The organism is Pseudomonas sp. EA_105y_Pfl2_R69 (assembly GCF_963970915.1).
Lineage (GTDB): Bacteria > Pseudomonadota > Gammaproteobacteria > Pseudomonadales > Pseudomonadaceae > Aquipseudomonas.
The window spans coordinates 75,020-91,036 of the sequence record NZ_CAXAOO010000009.1; the positions used below are offsets into that span (position 1 = coordinate 75,020).

15 protein-coding genes and 2 tRNA genes are annotated in these 16,017 nt (G+C 63.5%); 12 read left to right on the forward strand and 5 right to left on the reverse strand.

Annotation, left to right across the window (positions count from 1 at the left end; genetic code table 11):
* Positions 1 to 128 precede the first annotated feature (128 nt).
* Complete coding sequence (locus tag AACY13_RS20750; protein ID WP_339463476.1) at positions 129 to 3,605, reverse strand: hybrid sensor histidine kinase/response regulator; 3,477 nt, start codon at positions 3,603 to 3,605, stop codon at positions 129 to 131.
* Positions 3,606 to 3,843: 238 nt separating this feature from the next.
* Between AACY13_RS20750 and AACY13_RS20755 the strand changes: the two genes are divergently transcribed.
* The 5 genes from AACY13_RS20755 (at position 3,844) to AACY13_RS20775 (ending at position 8,378) form a co-directional block, all read left to right on the forward strand.
* On the forward strand, positions 3,844 to 4,413 hold the full coding sequence (locus AACY13_RS20755; protein WP_339463477.1) for a GNAT family N-acetyltransferase: 570 nt from the start codon (positions 3,844 to 3,846) through the stop codon (positions 4,411 to 4,413).
* A complete protein-coding gene (locus tag AACY13_RS20760) occupies positions 4,414 to 5,253 on the forward strand; it encodes an AraC family ligand binding domain-containing protein (protein WP_445262600.1) in 840 nt (279 codons plus the stop codon).
* Between the two features lie 91 nt (positions 5,254 to 5,344).
* Positions 5,345 to 6,061 carry an AzlC family ABC transporter permease gene (locus tag AACY13_RS20765; RefSeq protein ID WP_339463478.1) on the forward strand — a complete coding sequence of 239 codons (717 nt, stop codon included), beginning with the start codon at positions 5,345 to 5,347 and terminating at the stop codon, positions 6,059 to 6,061.
* Positions 6,058 to 6,387 (forward strand): AzlD domain-containing protein, encoded by a 330-nt coding sequence (locus tag AACY13_RS20770; protein ID WP_339463479.1) that lies wholly within the window; start codon positions 6,058 to 6,060, stop codon positions 6,385 to 6,387. Before AACY13_RS20765 ends, AACY13_RS20770 begins: the two co-directional genes overlap by 4 nt.
* 116 nt (positions 6,388 to 6,503) lie before the next feature.
* On the forward strand, positions 6,504 to 8,378 hold the full coding sequence (locus AACY13_RS20775; protein ID WP_339463480.1) for an MFS transporter: 1,875 nt from the start codon (positions 6,504 to 6,506) through the stop codon (positions 8,376 to 8,378).
* Positions 8,379 to 8,568: 190 nt separating this feature from the next.
* On the opposite strand, the gene sugE is transcribed toward AACY13_RS20775, so the two are convergent.
* Positions 8,569 to 8,883: a quaternary ammonium compound efflux SMR transporter SugE gene (gene sugE / locus AACY13_RS20780; protein WP_339463481.1), complete on the reverse strand. Its 315-nt coding sequence runs from the start codon at positions 8,881 to 8,883 to the stop codon at positions 8,569 to 8,571.
* Positions 8,884 to 9,043: 160 nt separating this feature from the next.
* Complete coding sequence (rdgC, locus tag AACY13_RS20785; RefSeq protein ID WP_339463482.1) at positions 9,044 to 9,964, reverse strand: recombination-associated protein RdgC; 921 nt, start codon at positions 9,962 to 9,964, stop codon at positions 9,044 to 9,046.
* Positions 9,965 to 10,229: 265 nt separating this feature from the next.
* Here rdgC and AACY13_RS20790 point away from each other — a divergent pair.
* The 4 genes from AACY13_RS20790 (at position 10,230) to AACY13_RS20805 (ending at position 12,135) form a co-directional block, all read left to right on the forward strand.
* Positions 10,230 to 10,305 (forward strand) — tRNA-Val (locus AACY13_RS20790).
* A 21-nt stretch (positions 10,306 to 10,326) separates the two neighbouring features.
* Positions 10,327 to 10,403 (forward strand) — tRNA-Asp (locus tag AACY13_RS20795).
* A 189-nt stretch (positions 10,404 to 10,592) separates the two neighbouring features.
* Positions 10,593 to 11,318: an FKBP-type peptidyl-prolyl cis-trans isomerase gene (locus tag AACY13_RS20800; protein ID WP_339463483.1), complete on the forward strand. Its 726-nt coding sequence runs from the start codon at positions 10,593 to 10,595 to the stop codon at positions 11,316 to 11,318.
* Positions 11,319 to 11,688: 370 nt separating this feature from the next.
* Positions 11,689 to 12,135 carry a YkvA family protein gene (locus tag AACY13_RS20805; RefSeq protein WP_339463484.1) on the forward strand — a complete coding sequence of 149 codons (447 nt, stop codon included), beginning with the start codon at positions 11,689 to 11,691 and terminating at the stop codon, positions 12,133 to 12,135.
* Between the two features lie 13 nt (positions 12,136 to 12,148).
* On the opposite strand, the gene AACY13_RS20810 is transcribed toward AACY13_RS20805, so the two are convergent.
* On the reverse strand, positions 12,149 to 12,781 hold the full coding sequence (locus tag AACY13_RS20810; RefSeq protein WP_445262604.1) for a substrate-binding periplasmic protein: 633 nt from the start codon (positions 12,779 to 12,781) through the stop codon (positions 12,149 to 12,151).
* Positions 12,782 to 13,045: 264 nt separating this feature from the next.
* Between AACY13_RS20810 and AACY13_RS20815 the strand changes: the two genes are divergently transcribed.
* Genes AACY13_RS20815 through AACY13_RS20825 form a run of 3 tightly spaced genes read left to right on the forward strand, consistent with a single transcriptional unit; the run spans position 13,046 to position 14,198 of the window.
* A complete protein-coding gene (locus tag AACY13_RS20815) occupies positions 13,046 to 13,366 on the forward strand; it encodes a helix-turn-helix domain-containing protein (protein ID WP_339463486.1) in 321 nt (106 codons plus the stop codon).
* The gene (locus AACY13_RS20820; protein ID WP_339463487.1) at positions 13,363 to 13,728 is read left to right on the forward strand and encodes a hypothetical protein; all 366 of its coding nucleotides are present in this window, start codon (positions 13,363 to 13,365) and stop codon (positions 13,726 to 13,728) included. Before AACY13_RS20815 ends, AACY13_RS20820 begins: the two co-directional genes overlap by 4 nt.
* Positions 13,728 to 14,198, forward strand: a complete 471-nt coding sequence (locus AACY13_RS20825) for a sel1 repeat family protein (protein WP_339463488.1) — start codon at positions 13,728 to 13,730, stop codon at positions 14,196 to 14,198. Before AACY13_RS20820 ends, AACY13_RS20825 begins: the two co-directional genes overlap by 1 nt.
* A 7-nt stretch (positions 14,199 to 14,205) precedes the next feature.
* On the opposite strand, the gene AACY13_RS20830 is transcribed toward AACY13_RS20825, so the two are convergent.
* A complete protein-coding gene (locus AACY13_RS20830; protein WP_339463489.1) occupies positions 14,206 to 15,966 on the reverse strand; it encodes a bifunctional diguanylate cyclase/phosphodiesterase in 1,761 nt (586 codons plus the stop codon).
* Positions 15,967 to 16,017 lie beyond the last annotated feature (51 nt).

Here is a 16,017-nt window from a genome sequence, read left to right on the forward strand (position 1 = left end):
CGCATTGCGCCAGGTCAGGGGCGAAGTGTCGCGGCCACTGGCAGTCGCGGCTAAAACCCCGCCCACGGTGTCGGGTTGTCGCCCATAGGGTGCGTCGCGCGCACCAGGCATCCGGTTGCCCATGCGACCTAGCGCAAGGTCAGATGGCGGCTGAGCAGGGCGCGCAGGGCGGCCGGCTTGACCGGCTTGGCCAGGAAGTCGAGGCCGGCGGCGTGCACCTGGGCGATCAGCTCGGGGCGGCCGTCGGCACTGATCACCACGCCGGGCACCGGTTCGCCCAGACGGGTGCGCAGCCAGGCCATCAGCTCGGTGCCGGTTTCGCCTTCGTCCAGGTGGTAATCCACCAGGGCCAGTTGCGGGCGCACATCCTCGCTGAGCAGGTGTTCGCACTCCAGGCGGTTGCGCGCCGTCCATACCTGACAGCCCCAGCGCGACAGCAGGCTGTGCATGCCGGTGAGGATGCTGTCCTCGTTGTCGATGCACAGCACCTGGGCTCCGCTCAGGGCCTGGCCGTTGATTTCCTGCGCCGGCACCAATGCCTTGGGCACAGGGCTCAGGGCCACGGGGACGGTAACGCTGAACACGCTGCCCTTGCCCGGCCAGGAGCGCACTTCGAGTTTGTGTTCGAGCACCCGGCAGAAGCCGTCGGCAATCGCCAGGCCCAGGCCCAGGCCCTTCTCGGCGCGGGTCTGGTGGCTGTCCAGGCGTTTGAACTCCTCGAATATCACCTTGCGCTTGTCTTCCGGTATGCCCGGCCCGCGGTCCCAGACTTCCAGGCGCAGGTGCTGGCCCTGGCGGCGCACGCCGAGGAGTACGCGGCCCTTGGCGTAACGGAAGGCGTTGGTGAGGAAATTCTGCAGCACCCGGCGCAGCAGCTTGATGTCGCTGTCGACCCGCAGGCGGCTGCCGCGCAGGCGGAAATCCACGCCCTGTTCGACCGCCAGCACCTTGAACTCGGCCCCCAGGATATCGAACAGGTTATTCAGCACGAAGGCGTTGCGATCCGGGGTGATGCGGCCGTTTTCCAGGCGCGAGATATCCAGCAGATCGCTGATCAGGTCTTCCGCCGAACGCAGCGAGCTGTCCAGATGGCGTACCAGTTCCCGGGCCTCGCGCGGCAGGGCCTCCTCCTGGTGGGAGAGGGCGGCGGAGAACAGCCGGGCGGCATTCAGGGGCTGCATCAGGTCGTGGCTGACGGCGGCGAGAAAGCGGGTTTTCGACTGGTTGGCGGCCTCGGCCACACCCTTGGCCTCGGTCAGCGCCTGATTCAGTTGTGACAGCTCATGGGTGCGGGCGGCGACCCGCTGTTCCAGGCCTTCGTTGGCTTCCTTGAGGGCGCGTTCGGCCTCGCGGAACTCGGTGATGTCGGTAAAACTCATGACGAAACCGCCGCCGGGCATGGGGTTGCCGATCAGCTCGATCACCCGGCCGTTGGGGAACAGGCGTTCGGAGGTGTGTGCGGTACCCTGGCGCATCCAGTACAGGCGCTTGTTGACGTGTTCCTCGATGTCGCCAGGGCCGAGCAGGCCGCGTTCGGCGTTGAAGCGGATCAGCTCGGCCACCGGCCGGCCGACGTAGACCTGGCCTTCGGGGTAGTTGAATAGCTCGATATAGCGGTGGTTCCAGGCCACCAGGCGCAGCGACTGGTCGACCACGCTGATGCCCTGGGTGATGTTCTCGATCGCCCCTTGCAGCAGGGCGCGGTTGAACTGCAGCACTTCCGAGGCTTCGTCGACGATGCGCACCACATCCTCGACCTGCATCTCGCGGCCTTCGATGGCGGCCTTGACCACCGCCCGGGTGCTGGAGGCTCCCAGCACGCCGGCGAGCAGGCGCTCGGTGTGGGCGATCCAGTCACTGTTGGCGGCCTGGTTGGGGTCGAAGGCCTTGCCCTGGCGGAAGGCGAAACGCATAAAGCTCTGGCGTGCACGGTCTTCGCCGACGAAACGGTTGGCCAGCGTCAGCAGGTCGCCGACCTGCACCGCCAGCATGCTGCGGTTGCTCGGTTTGGTGCCCAGGTCGTGGCCGATAAAGCGCCCGGCCTGCCAGTGCTCGGCGACCCGGGTGCGGGAAAAATACGAGACCCAGGCAAACAGCAGGAAATTGCCCGCCAGCGACAGCACCACGCCGCGGGTCAGGGCGTCGACCTGAAATCCCAGGGGGGCGTACAGCAGGCCCTGCAAACCGGGGAAATTCTCCAGGGGCCAGCCCAGGCCGCGGGCCACCAGCGGCAGCACCAGGGTGTAGAACCAGATCAGCGCGCCGAAGATCAGCCCGGCAAACACGCCCTGACGGTTGGCCTGCTTCCACACCAGTGCACCGAACATGGCCGGGGCCAATTGGCCGATGGCGGCGAAGGACACCTGGCCGATGGTCGCCAGGCTGGCGTTGGAGCCGAGCAGGCGATAGCACACATAGGCCAGCAGCAGGATCGCCACGATGCTCACCCGGCGGGCGCTGAGCATCCAGTGGCGGAAGGCCTCGTAGGGCCGCTCGGTGTTTTTCCGGCGCAACAGCCAGGGCAGCAGCATGTCGTTGGAGATCATGGTCGAGAGCGCCACCGAGGCGACGATGACCATGCCGGTGGCCGCCGATGCGCCGCCGATAAAGGCCAGCAGGGCCAGGGCCGGATGGGCTTCGGCCAGGGGCAGGCTGATCACGAAGGAATCCGGGGTGACTCCCGCCGGCAGCAGCATCTGCCCGGCCAGGGCGATGGGCACCACGAACAGCGCCGCCAGCACCAGGTAGGCGGGGAATACCCAGCGCGCCAGGCGCAGGTCCTTGGGTTCGATATTCTCCACCACGGTGACGTGGAACTGTCGCGGCAGGCAGATGATGGCGATCATCGCCAGGCCGGTCTGCATCATCATCGCCGGCCAGTTCACCGTTTCCGCCCAGAAATCATCCAGCGCCGGGCTGAGCTGAGCCTGGCTGAACAGGTCGGCGAAACCGTTGTACAGGCCGAAGGTGACGAACGCGCCGACGGCGAGGAAGGCCAGCAGCTTGACCAGGGACTCGAAGGCAATCGCCAGAACCATGCCGCGGTGGTGCTCGGTGACATCGAGGTTGCGCGTGCCGAACAATATTGTGAACAGTGCCAGCACCAGGGAGACGATCAGGGCGGTGTCCTGGGCGCTGGTGCCGGTGGCCCCTGCGCCTGCGCCGATCAGCAGGTTGACCCCGAGCACGATGCCCTTGAGCTGCAGGGCGATATAGGGCAACACGCCGACCAGGCAGATCAGCGCCACCACCACCGCCAGGGACTGGGACTTGCCGTAGCGGGCGGCGATAAAGTCGGCAATCGAGGTGATGTTTTCCTGCTTGCTGATCATCACCATCTTCTGCAGCACCCAGGGCGCGAACACCAGGATGATGATCGGGCCGAGATAGATCGGCAGAAACGACCAGAGCTGCTCGGCGGCCTGGCCGACCGCGCCGAAGAAGGTCCAGCTGGTGCAGTACACCGCCAGGGACAGCGAGTAGACCCAGGCGCGCACCTTGGGCGGCATGGGCGTGGCGCGGCGGTCGCCATAGAAGGCGATGGCGAAGAGGACGGCCATGTAAATCAGCGCAACCGCGGCGATGAGCCCGCTGGACAGGGTCATGCTTACTCCACTGGCAAACTAAATGAGGCGTGGCGGGTCTTAGCAGGGCGAGCCACTGCTGAGCAGGCGATACTGCCTGCGAATGTCCACAGTGTCGCAGCAAACCGCCATGCCGTCAGGCGCGACCAAGGTCGCAAATGCTTGGAGTAGGGACTTTGGATAAAACTGTTGTGGATTGTGCACGCCGGTCAGCCCTGTTAGCGTGGCGGGCCTGCGACTCTGTCCGAGGAGGGACCCTATGTTCAAGCCGCAATTGATCACCCTGCAACGTGGCGCGTTGCGCATCGAACCCATGGTCGATGCCGATATCCCCGCCCTGATCAGCCTGGCCGAAGCCAATCGCCAGGAGCTGATCCATATGAACGGCACCCTGCGTCTCGACTGGTATCGTCAGGGCCTGCTCGAACAGCGCGAAGGCAAGGCCTTGCCCTTTGTCATTCGCCTGGGCGAACAGCTGGTGGGCACCACCCGCTTCGGCGATTTCATGAGCACGCTGCCCGCCGCCGAGATCGGCTGGACCTGGCTCGACCGCGGCCAGCACGGCACCGGCCTGAATACCACGGTGAAATACCTGATGCTCAAGCATGCCTTCGAGCACTGGGGGCTGGTGCGCGTGCAACTGAAAACGGCGGCCAGCAACCTGCGCTCGCAACGCGCCATCGAAAAGCTCGGGGCCGTGCGCGAAGGGCAGCTGCGCAATCACCGTCGCCTGGCCGACGGGCGTCTGGACGACAGCGTGCTGTACAGCATCACCGACCATGACTGGCCGGCGCTCAAGCAGCAGCTGGAGGCGCGCTTCAGCGGTTGAATGATGGGGCAGGCGGGCATCGAGCAGACACGCTTCTGGCAATCGCGCGAGTTGGACGGCGTGGAATTGCTGCATGCCCATTATATTGAGCAGCGGTTTTCTCCCCATGTGCACGAAGGCTTCGTCTTCGCCGTCATCGAGCAGGGGGCCCACCGCTTCCAGCACCGTGGCAGCGAGCATCTGGCCCCGACCGGCAGCATGATATTGATCAATCCGGACGAACTGCATTCCTGCTCCAAGGCCCATGAGCAGGGCTGGCAGTACCGTGCCTTCTACCCCGACAACACCCAGGTCGGTGGCGTCTTGGCTGAGCTGGAATTGAGTCAGCAGGGTGCACCGTCGTTCGCCAGCAGCGTTCTGCATGACCCGCAGCTGCACCGGCTGTTCGCCGAGCTGCACCGCTTGCTGGGCAGCAATGCCTCAGCGCTGCAGCAGCAGACCGCTTGGCGCGAGGCGATTGCGCTGCTGTTTCAACGTCATGGGCGCATACCGACAGGCCTCGCGCCGGGCCGCGAACCCCTGGCCGTGGCCCGGGCCAAGGACTTGCTCGCCAGCCAGCTCGCCACGCCGCCTTCCCTGGAGGCTCTGGCCCAGGCGGTCAATCTGTCGCCTTTCCATTTCGCCCGGGTATTTCGTCGCGCCACCGGCCTGCCGCCCCATGCCTGGCTCAAGCAGCGGCGTCTGGAGCAGGCGCGGGGCCTGCTGAAAAGCGGCTGCACACCCCTGAACGTGGCCCTGCAGCTGGGCTACGCCGACCAGAGCCACCTGAGCCGGCAGTTCAAGCAGGCCTATGGGGTCGCTCCCGGCGAATACCGCCGGGGCTGCAGCGTGACGGCATAGGGTTTGCTGCGAGTGCCGCGGGGTATTGCGCAAGATTGTTCAAGACGGGGCACGCGGCATCGGGCAGGCTTGGCGGTCTGGAGGATTTGCCATGAGCCGTTCGCGTAACTTTTTATATGGCTGCCGGGACTCGGTCCCGATGATAGTCGGCATCCTGCCTTTCGGACTGATCTACGGTGCACTGGCCAGCCTGGCGGGTCTGAGTCTGTGGCAGGCGCTGGGCATGTCGCTGCTGGTGTATGCCGGTTCGGCGCAGTTTATCGCCATCAGCCTGCTGAGCCTGGGCAGCGGCATGGTGGTGATCCTGCTCACCACACTGGTCGTCAATCTGCGCCACGTACTCTACAGCGCGGCCCTGCAGCCCTATGTCGGGCAGCTGTCGCAAGGTTGGCGGGTGCCCCTGGCCTTCGGCCTGACCGACGAAACCTTTGCTGTGGTGCAGCGCCGCTACCTGTCCCGCGGTATGACCGAGCATGGCCAGTGGTACCACGCCGGGGTTGCTCTGGCGCTGTACCTGTCCTGGATATCCAGCTCGCTGGTGGGGGCGCTGTTCGGCCACAGCGTGCCCAACCTGGCGGGTTGGGGTCTGGATTTCGCCATGCTGGCGACCTTTATCGGCATCGTCGTGCCGGCGCTGCGCAATCAGCCGCAGATCGCCGCCGCCCTGGTGGCCGCGGCGGTGGCGCTGCTCTGTCATGCCTGGCCGTACAAGCTGGGGCTGATGGCCGCGGCCTTGAGCGGGATCGCCATCGGTGTGGCGCTGGAACGGCGCGAGTCGCCTGCGACGGTCGAGGAGGGCGTGCGATGAGCACCTGGCTGCTGATTCTCGGCATGGCGCTTATCACCTTTGTGATCCGCTACAGCCTGTTTGCCTTTCCCGATCTGCGCTTTCCGCCCCTGGTGCGCCAGGGCCTGCACTATGTGCCCACCGCGGTGCTCACGGCCATCGTGGTGCCGGGCATGTTGCTGCCCGATGGCCAGCAGTGGGACCTGAGTCTGGACAATGCCTACCTGCTGGCAGGGTTGGCGTGTATCGCCATCGCCGCGCTCAGTCGACACCTGCTGGCCACCATCGGTGGCGGCTTGCTGGTGTTCTTCCTGCTGCGCTGGTGGTTCGGTCAGTTGCCGCTTTAACTGCGATATGCCGCCGGCTTTGCAGTAAAAAGACGGCTTTGTTGTGGCTTTACGGGGGGCTCTTGCAGTCAAATGCTGGACGACCCGCTTGGCCACTGCATACAGGTACACGGACGATGACCGAACAATCCCAATTCGCGTTGCTGGGTAAGAAGCGCTTCCTGCCATTTTTCCTCACCCAGCTGCTGGGTGCTTTCAACGACAATATCTTCAAGCAGTCGCTGATTCTGGCGATTCTCTTCAAGATCAGCGCCGATGCCGACAAGAGTCTGTTGGTCAATCTTTGTGCGCTGCTGTTTATTCTGCCGTTTTTCCTGTTTTCCGCCCTGGGCGGCCAGTTCGGCGAGAAGTTTCCCAAGGACGCGCTGATCCGCAGGATCAAGCTGGCCGAGATCGTCATCATGCTGCTGGGCGCGACCGGGGTGCTGCTGGGCAGCCTGCCGCTGATGCTGGCGGTGCTGTTCGCCATGGGTACCCAGTCGGCGCTGTTCGGCCCGGTTAAGTACTCGATCCTGCCCCAGCATCTACGCGAGGAAGAACTGGTCGGCGGCAATGCTCTGGTGGAAATGGGCACCTTCCTGGCCATTCTCGCCGGCACCATAGGCGCTGGCGTCATCATGGCCAGTTCGGGTTACGCCAGCATCGTCGCGGCGTCGGTGGTGATCGTGGCGGTGCTCGGCTATCTGGCCAGCCGCGCCATTCCCAGCGCCCATGCGGCGATGCCCGAGCTCCGGCTGGACTGGAATATCCTGCGTCAGTCCTGGCTGATCATGAAGCTCGGTCTGGGCCAGCGCCCGGCGGTGTCGCGCTCGCTGATCGGCAATTCCTGGTTCTGGTTTCTCGGTGCGGTGTATCTGACGCAGATTCCGGCCTATGCCAAGGAATGGCTGTACGGCGACGAGAGCGTGGTGACCCTGATTCTCACGGTGTTCTCACTGGGCATCGGCCTGGGTTCGATGCTCTGCGAGCGCATGAGCGGGCACAAGGTGGAAATTGGCCTGGTGCCATTCGGCTCCATCGGCCTGACCCTGTTCGGCATGCTGCTGTGGTGGCATTCCGGCGGCTTCCCCCAGGCCGAACTGGCCCACGACTGGCAGGCGGTGCTGAGCTACGGCCAGGCCTGGTGGATTCTCGGTTCGATCCTGGGCATCGGTCTGTTCGGCGGTTTCTATATCGTGCCACTGTACGCGCTGATCCAGTCGCGCACCGTGGAGCATGAGCGGGCGCGGGTGATCGCAGCCAACAACATCCTCAACGCCCTGTTTATGGTGATGTCTGCGATTGTCTCGATCCTGTTTCTGACCGTGGCCGAGCTGTCGATTCCGCAGCTGTTTCTGGTCATCTCGCTGATGAACATCGCGGTCAACAGCTACATCTTCAAGATCGTCCCCGAATTCAGCATGCGTTTTCTGATCTGGCTGCTCAGCCACTCGATGTATCGGGTCGAGCACAAGGGGCTAGAGGCGATTCCCGACGAGGGTGCGGCGGTGCTGGTGTGCAACCACGTGTCCTTTGTCGATGCGCTGCTGATCGGCGGGGCGGTGCGCCGGCCGGTGCGCTTTGTCATGTACTACAAGATCTACAACCTGCCGGTGCTCAACTTTATCTTCCGCACCGCCGGCACGGTGCCGATTGCCGGGCGCAACGAAGACCTGCTGATCTACGACGCGGCGTTCAAGAAAATCGCCGAATACCTGCGTAACGGCGAGGTGGTGTGCATCTTCCCGGAAGGCAAGCTGACCGGCGATGGTGAGCTCAACGAGTTCAAGAACGGCATCGAGCGGATCATCGCGGAAAACCCGGTGCCGGTGATTCCCATGGCCCTGCAGGGCCTGTGGGGCAGTTTCTTCAGTCGTGCGCCGGGCAAGGGCCTGTTCAAGCGCCTGTGGTCGCGCATCGCCTTGGTGGCCGGTACCCCGGTGGCGGCCGAGGCGGTCAAGCGTGAGCTGTTGCAGGCCCGGGTGGAGGCGCTGCGCGGGGAGCGGCGCTAAAGCAAGGAGCCGAAGCCTCAATCCGTAGGAGGGGCTTGTTATTGCACTCGTTCGATGACGCCGGCTCGTAGGGAGCGTGGGGCCGCCTAGGCCGCGCGCACCAGCGCACCCGCTTGCCAGCGGTGCGCACGGCGCAGCCTACATTGGTCAGTCGCCGTTGCTTGAAAATGGATTATTGCGAGACGGCACGCTAGTGACTCAGCTTGAGTCCGACCAGCCCGCAGATAATCAGCGCCACGCTGGCGATGCGCAGCAGGCTCAGGGCCTCGCCAAACAGAATGATGCCGGCGATCACCGTACCGATGGCACCGACGCCGGTCCAGATCGCATAGGCGGTGCCCAGTGGCAGTTCCTTCATGGCCAGGCCGAGCAGTGCCAGGCTGGCGATGATCGCCGCAACGGTGAGCAGGGTAGGCAGGGGGCGGGTAAAACCGTCGGTGTACTTCAGGCCGACAGCCCAGCCGACTTCAAACAGGCCGGCCAGCAGCAGAATGAACCAGGACATACAAACCTCCAATTACAGATAGAGGCCGTCCCGTAGTGATCACTCGCTGAGTGGTGAGGTCGTCCTCACGCTGTGCAGTATTTTGCACATTGGCAGGGGGAGGGCAAGCAGCAGAGGATCAGTGGTCTGTCTCTCTGCGCTTGCTCCGCTTATTGATCGGTCAAATTCCCTGGGGCATCTCTTCGCCGCCCAGGGCTTCGAACAGCGCCGGGAGGAAGTCCACCAGGGTCAGCATCATCAGGGTAAAGCTGGCGTCCTGCTGGCCCAGGGCGTCGTCGCCGCCATCCTGTTCGGCCTGATCCTGCAGCAGGTCTTCGAAGCGCAGGCGCTTGACCACCAGCTTGTCGTCGAGCATGAAGGACAGCTTGTCCTGCCAGGCCAGGGACAGCAGGGTGACCTGCTTGCCGGAGGTCATGTGCAGCTGGATTTCGTCGCTGGTCAGGTCCTGGCGCTTGCAGCGCACCACGCCGCCATCCTCATGGGTGTCGCGCAGTTCGCATTCGTCCAGTACATGGAAGTCGGCGGCTGCCTGCTGGGTCTTGACCCAGTCGGTCATGGTCGCGCCGGGGGCGATCTTCACGGTCAGCGGGCGTACCGGCAGCGAGCCGATGGCCTCGCGCAGGGTCGACAGCAGGTCTTCGGCGCGCTTGGCACTGGCCGAGTCGACCAGGATCAGGCCCTGCTTGGGGGCGATGGCGGCAAAGGTGGCGGATTTGCGAATAAAGGCGCGAGGCAGGAAGGTCTGCACGATCTCGTCCTTGAGCTGGTCGCGCTCCTTCTTGTAGACCTTGCGCATCTGCTCGGCTTCGATCTCGTCGACCTTGTCCTTCAGCGCATCGCGTACCACGCTGCCCGGCAGGATGCGTTCTTCCTTGCGCGCGGCAATTAGCAGGAAGTCACCGCTGACATGCACCAGGGGCGCGTCGTCGCCCTTGCCGAAGGGGGCGATAAAGCCATAGGTGCTGAGCTCCTGGCTGGCGCACGAGCGGGCCGGTTTGGCTGAGAGGGCCGTTTCGAGCGCATCGGCGTCGAACGGGATGTCCTGGGTAAGGCGATAAACCAGCAGGTTGCGAAACCACATAAGGGGGTGACTCTCCATTAACAGGCCTGCCGGCAGTGGCAGGCAGCGTAAGCCGTCAGTGCCTGGTTCCAGTCCAGATCCAGGGGGCGCAGACTGTTGCGACCGCTGCGCGGCTTGCGGGTTGCATTCGGGGGCGCATTATTCTCCCCTTGGCGGTTTAGGCCAACCCTGCGCTAAGCCTTTGCTATGTCGATAAAAAATATTTAAATCAGGGCTTGCCAAGGTGGGGATGGCTGTCTAGAATGCGCCCCACTTCGAGAGTGAAGGGTGATTAGCTCAGCTGGGAGAGCATCTGCCTTACAAGCAGAGGGTCGGCGGTTCGATCCCGTCATCACCCACCAACTCGCTTTTTGAAGTTACGCGCAGCGGTAGTTCAGTCGGTTAGAATACCGGCCTGTCACGCCGGGGGTCGCGGGTTCGAGTCCCGTCCGCTGCGCCATTTTTCTCCTCGCTTCATCTCCCCAGTGACACTTCGCAACGCCCTCTCAAGCATCCGCTTAAATACGCTAAACATCTGAACTTATACGCGTTTTCTGCCTCCTAACACGGTAGCCAGTGATTGCGGCAGCCTGCTAAGCTCGCGCTTTCACACCATTAAGCCCTAGGGCGCACCGGACAAGGAACAAGCATGAAACAGCATCGTTTAGCGGCGGCGGTCGCCCTGGTAGGGTTGGTTCTCGCGGGTTGTGATTCGCAAACCAGTGAAGTCTCCCTGGAAACCCCGGCGCAAAAAGCCTCCTACGGCATTGGCCTGAACATGGGCAAGAGCCTGGCTCAGGAAGGCATGGATGATCTCGACTCGAATGCCGTGGCCCAGGGCATCGAAGACGCCATCGGCAAGAAGGAACAGCGCCTGAAAGATGAAGAACTGATCGAAGCCTTCGCTTTCCTGCAGAAGCGTGCCGAAGAGCGCATGACTGCCCTCAACGAAGAATCGGCCAAGGCCGGCAAGAAATTCCTCGATGACAACGGCAAGCGTGAAGGCGTGGTCACCACTGAATCCGGCCTGCAGTACGAAGTGATCAAGAAGGCCGAAGGTGCCCAGCCGAAAGCCACCGATGTGGTGACTGTTCACTACGAAGGCAAATTGACCGACGGCAGCGTATTCGACAGCTCGATCGAGCGTGGCAGCCCCATCGACCTGCCGGTCGGTGGCGTGATTCCGGGTTGGGTTGAAGGCCTGCAGCTGATGCACGTCGGCGAGAAGGTCAAGCTGTATATCCCGAGCGAGCTGGCCTATGGCGAGCAGAGCCCGACGCCGGCCATCCCGGCCAATTCGGTGCTGGTGTTCGATCTGGAACTGATCGCCATCAAGGACGCTAACGCCGAAGCCGAAGCTCCCAGCGAGGAGTAACACGCCTCTGCTGCACACAACGCCCCGTCTCGACGGGGCGTTGTTGTTTCTGCCCTTGGCAAAGCGCTGTCAGCTATGACAGGCGGGTCTTGAAAGGGCGTGATCGAGATGCGGCTGTTACGGTTATGCACATTTTTCATAATCTTTGTCAGGGGCTGCGGCAAGATGTCCATAGAAACCATTTGTTATTTTTAACTTATTGATTTATATGGTTTTTATGCCGCTGGATAAAAAATGCCCGATCTGTGGCGAGGCCGCATGGGCTGGGCGTTTGCCGGGGTTATGGATAATCTGTTCACAAGGTTATCCACAGCTTTAGTGGATAACCCAAGCCAGCCCAGTAAGCATGCGGGATTGAAGGGATAGGGTGATGAAAGCACCGAAAAGATTCGCGCGTTACCTGCTTTTGGCACAACGTTTCCTCGGCGCAGGACGTTTGCCCGGGCTGCTGTTGTCGGTGGCGCGCAAGCGGGAAAAGGCCGGGGCCTCTCTGGCGGCCTTGCGCGATGATCTCGAACTCTTGCAGGGCCTGTGCCTGGCCTGGTGGCGGGGCGAGTATCGCGCCGTCAGCCGGCAAGCGTTACTGGCGGTTGTGGCGGCCTTGCTGTACTTCGTTACCCCCATGGATGCGCTGCCGGACTGGTTGCCGGCGATCGGCTTTGTCGATGACCTGGCGGTGCTGGCCTGGGTGCTGCGCACCTGGCGCGACGAGCTTGCGGCGTTTCAGGCCTGGCGAATGGCCCAGTCCCCCGAGACGCTGCGCAAGATCGAGCGTTTGCCGGTGGCGGATGAGCCGCAGCAGGGGCTGGATAGTTAGCGGGCCGTTTTGTTCAGGTATCGCCCAACAGCCGGCTGATCACCCCCTGATCGCGCAGGGTCTGCAGGACCCGGTCCAGTTGTTCGGGGCTGACCGGCAACTTGGGGCTGTAGGTGCAGTGCATCTGGTAGCGCTCAATGACCCAGGGGCTGATCTGCAGTGGCGCATCCGGTTGTCTGGCCAGTTGAAAGCTGGCGGGGCGGCGCATCTCGATAATGGCATCCAGGCGCTGTTTGCGCAGCAGGTTCAGGCCGCTGCCGAGGTCACGCAGATTCTGGCGGGTGATCTGCTGGTTGGCGAATGCGGCCATCAGGGGAACGCTATAGACATAACCAAGCTGGGTGCCGATGACCTTGCCAAGCAGGTCGTCCAGGCTGGCGATGGGGGCTCGCTGGCTATGTTGCAGCAGCACATCCTCTTCTTCATAGAGCGGCGGCGACCAATGATAGCGCCGTGGGTCGGCCATCCATTGCGGGTTGCTGTTGCAGATCACGTGGATGCGGCCGCGCTGCATGAACGTCTCGATGCGCTTGTTGGGCGTCTCCACGAAGCGCGCCTGGTAACCGAGCTGCTGGCTGGCCTGCAGGCCGAGGTTATAGATAAAGCCGTCGTGCAGTTGCTGCTCGACCACCTCGACATAGGGCATGCCATCGGCGCTGGCGAATCCCCAGCGTATCTCCTCGGCGCTGCTCCATGCGCTGCAACTGGTCAATACTATAAATATCAAGCTACGCACAGCACGGCCCTCAGTATGCACAGGGTGTCGCTGGGGCAGTATAGAACACGCGTTTTGCCGCGGCGGGCTGTTAAGATGCGGACCTGAACTGGAGTGGCTAAGAGAGTGGCTGGGTGTTCTGTCGCTGTTGTTGCGGGTAATTGGCGTCCCAGCGCTTGGCATGGAGATGGAAAGATGAATGTGCAGGTGATTGAGCGCGACGGCGAGCCGGAATATGCGGTGTTGCCCTGGGCGCAGTATCAGGCGTTATTGCAGGCGGCCGGGCGCACAGCCCCCGCTGTCGAACAGGCGGGGCCCGAGGGGCGGCCGCCCTTGAGTCAGCTGGCGGCCCTGCGTGAGGCCAAAGGCCTGAGCGCCGAGCAGTTGGCACGTAATGTGGGGATCAGCCCGCATTATCTGGCCATGATCGAAAGTGGCGAGCGTCAGCCGGATGCCGCTATTCAGCGTGCCCTGGCCTGGCATCTGGGTGTGGATGGTTGGGAGTTACAGCCTTGAGCGTGAGCATCAGTCGACAACACTGGCAAGCCCTGCTCGCCGAGCTTGAGGAGGCCCAGCGGCAACGGCATTTGCTGACCTACAGGGCGCTGATCGAGCGGCTGGCGCTGCCCAGCCCGGCGATGCAGACCCTGGCGGCAGCGCTGGAGCATCTGGCTGCCATGGACGCGCGAGCCGAGCGGCCGCTGCGCAGTGCCTTGGTGATCAGTCAGGGGGCCAGCCGTCTGCCGCGCACCGGGTTCTTCGAGTGTGTCTCGCGTCTGGGGCGTTTCAGCGGAGCCTCCGATGGCATCGCTGCGGCGTCCTGGCATGCCGCCGAAGTGGCCCGGGTGTTCGAGTTCAGCTACCCGGAAGACGCCTGATGTTTGGCGCGCTACGTGCGCGCATCGGCTACCTGCTGGCGCGCCGTCTGTTCCACTGGGCGTGGCTGGTCAAGCAGCCGCGTGCCTGGCGCTGGATGGAAGGGCAGTTCTCCCGTATGGCCAACCTGGGGGATAGCCAGGCGCAGAGCTTCTATGGGCATATTCTGCTGTTTCGCGGCCAGGGCCTGGGGGCGCGCGACGAGGGGCGGCGTTTGCTCGGTTTGGCGGCCAATGCCGGCGATGGCAAGGCGGCCTATCAGCTCGGGGCCCTGAGCCTGGCTGGCGATGCCCGGCATGCGCCGGATGCGCCGCAGGCCGTTATCTGGTGGACCCTGGGTGCGCAGGCCGGGCACCCGGTGGCGGCTCAGCGGCTGGCGACCCTGTACCGCGACGGCGCACCGGGGCTGGCGGCCGATGCCGAGCTTGCTGCGCGGTTTGCCGCCCGGGCCAGCCAGCTCAGCGGTCTGTAGCGCAAGCTCAGGCGGCCGAGAGGGCCTGGGTATCGATGATATGCAGGCTGTAGCCCGGTACCGCCTTGGCATGGCGCTTGGCTTCCGAGGCCAGCCCCGCGAGCTGGCTGGCATCGAGCTGGGCGCAGTGCTCTGGGTGCACATGCACCACACCCAGCGACAAGGACAGTAGGGCGTACTCCTGGCGTTTGCCGCTACGATCCTTGGCGACAAAGCAGCCCGCGTGCAGGTCTTCTTCACGGTAGAAACGGCGGCACTGGCTCTGGAAATCTTCCAGCAGGCGATTGAGCCGTGCGCGCCAGTCCTGGGAACCGAGCACCAGGAGAAAGTCATCGCCGCCAATATGGCCGACAAAGTCCCGAGTCGGGTCGACCCGCTCATTCAGGCACTGCGCCAGGCTGAGCAGCACTTCATCGCCCTTGGCGTAGCCGTAGATATCGTTGAACGGCTTGAAGTTGTCGATATCCACGTAGCAGATAACGGCTTCGCGGCTCTGCTGCAACAGGCGGGTCAGGCACTGCTGGATCGGTACATTGCCTGGCAGCAGGGTCAGCGGGTTGGCGTAGCGGGCCTGCTGGATCTTCAGTTCGGTGATCAGCTTGAGTACGTCGATCACTCGGCCCAGGCCCTGATAGCGGCCGTCCAGGGTGATGATGAAGTCTTCTTCGATACGTTGGCGGGCGCGGCTGGTGAGCAGGCGGCTGACCTGCTGCAGCGACTGGCTGGACTCCACCGCGAGGTAGTCATCACTCATCAGGCGGCTAATGGGCTTGCGGGCGAACAGTTCGTTGGCGAAGGGCTTGAGCAAGGCTTCGGCTAGCGAGTGGCGATGCACGATGCCGGCGGGCTGTTGAGCGTCGTCGAGTACCGCTAGCGAGTTCAGGTTGGCCTGGGCGCGGAACATTTCCAGCACTTCGCTGGTGGGGGTGCTCAGGGCTACTGCGCGTTGCGGGCTGAGGAGGCCGCGCAGGTCGCTGACGTCCTCGCACAGCGGACTGCTGGTGGTTGCGCTGGGCAGTAGGTTGGCGGCGTCCCGCGGCGGCTGCTCCTGTGGGCGACAGAGCAGGTAACCCTGGAGCAGGTCGACGCCCATTTCCGCCAATACTGCAAGCTCTTCGGGGAGTTCGATGCCTTCGGCTATCACTTGGGCGCGGGAGGCCTTGGCCATTTTCAGGATCGAACCGACGAACTCGCGTTTGACCGCATCCAGGTGGATGCCGTCGATAAAGTGGCGGTCGATCTTCACATAGTCGGGGCGCAGCTCCGACCACAGGCGCAGGCTCGAGTAGCCGGCACCAAGGTCGTCCAGGGCGATGGAAAAGCCCATGGCGCGATAGTGGTGCAGGGCGGTGTCGAGCAGCGCGAAGTCCTCGGTCGGCGATTGCTCGGTCAGTTCGATCACCACCTGGCTCGGCGGAATACCCAACGACTGCAGCAGTTGCAGGGTGCGCCCCGGCTGGTGTCGGGGTGCCAGCAGGGAGTCGGGGGAGACGTTGAGAAACAGTTTGCCCTCGAGTTTCTGCTGGCTGAAACGCTGGCAGGCGTTCTTGCGGCACAACAGTTCCAGCTCGCTCAGGCGGCCGGCATGGCGGGCCACGGCAAACAGGTTGATAGGCGAGTGCAGGGCACCATTGGACGGGCCTCGACTAAGGGCTTCGTAGCCGAGGATGCGCCGCTCGGAGAGCGAGAAAATAGGTTGAAACAGGCTATGCAGGTCGCCATTGGCGAGGAGGGTGTCCAGCGCGCTCAACTGCTCGGTGACGATCATGGCGGGTCTCTGTAGGCATAAAAAACGAGGACGGGTATGGCTACCGGTCCT

Bases quoted from the DNA above. Each gene is read 5' to 3' on its own strand.
- AACY13_RS20750 (WP_339463476.1), bottom strand. From the start codon at position 3,605: ATGACCCTGTCCAGCGGGCTCATCGCCGCGGTTGCGCTGATTTACATG.
- AACY13_RS20755 (WP_339463477.1), top strand. From the start codon at position 3,844: ATGTTCAAGCCGCAATTGATCACCCTGCAACGTGGCGCGTTGCGCATC.
- AACY13_RS20760 (WP_445262600.1), top strand. From the start codon at position 4,414: ATGATGGGGCAGGCGGGCATCGAGCAGACACGCTTCTGGCAATCGCGC.
- AACY13_RS20765 (WP_339463478.1), top strand. From the start codon at position 5,345: ATGAGCCGTTCGCGTAACTTTTTATATGGCTGCCGGGACTCGGTCCCG.
- AACY13_RS20770 (WP_339463479.1), top strand. From the start codon at position 6,058: ATGAGCACCTGGCTGCTGATTCTCGGCATGGCGCTTATCACCTTTGTG.
- AACY13_RS20775 (WP_339463480.1), top strand. From the start codon at position 6,504: ATGACCGAACAATCCCAATTCGCGTTGCTGGGTAAGAAGCGCTTCCTG.
- sugE (WP_339463481.1), bottom strand. From the start codon at position 8,883: ATGTCCTGGTTCATTCTGCTGCTGGCCGGCCTGTTTGAAGTCGGCTGG.
- rdgC (WP_339463482.1), bottom strand. From the start codon at position 9,964: ATGTGGTTTCGCAACCTGCTGGTTTATCGCCTTACCCAGGACATCCCG.
- AACY13_RS20800 (WP_339463483.1), top strand. From the start codon at position 10,593: ATGAAACAGCATCGTTTAGCGGCGGCGGTCGCCCTGGTAGGGTTGGTT.
- AACY13_RS20805 (WP_339463484.1), top strand. From the start codon at position 11,689: ATGAAAGCACCGAAAAGATTCGCGCGTTACCTGCTTTTGGCACAACGT.
- AACY13_RS20810 (WP_445262604.1), bottom strand. From the start codon at position 12,781: ATGCCCTATGTCGAGGTGGTCGAGCAGCAACTGCACGACGGCTTTATC.
- AACY13_RS20815 (WP_339463486.1), top strand. From the start codon at position 13,046: ATGAATGTGCAGGTGATTGAGCGCGACGGCGAGCCGGAATATGCGGTG.
- AACY13_RS20825 (WP_339463488.1), top strand. From the start codon at position 13,728: ATGTTTGGCGCGCTACGTGCGCGCATCGGCTACCTGCTGGCGCGCCGT.
- AACY13_RS20830 (WP_339463489.1), bottom strand. From the start codon at position 15,966: ATGATCGTCACCGAGCAGTTGAGCGCGCTGGACACCCTCCTCGCCAAT.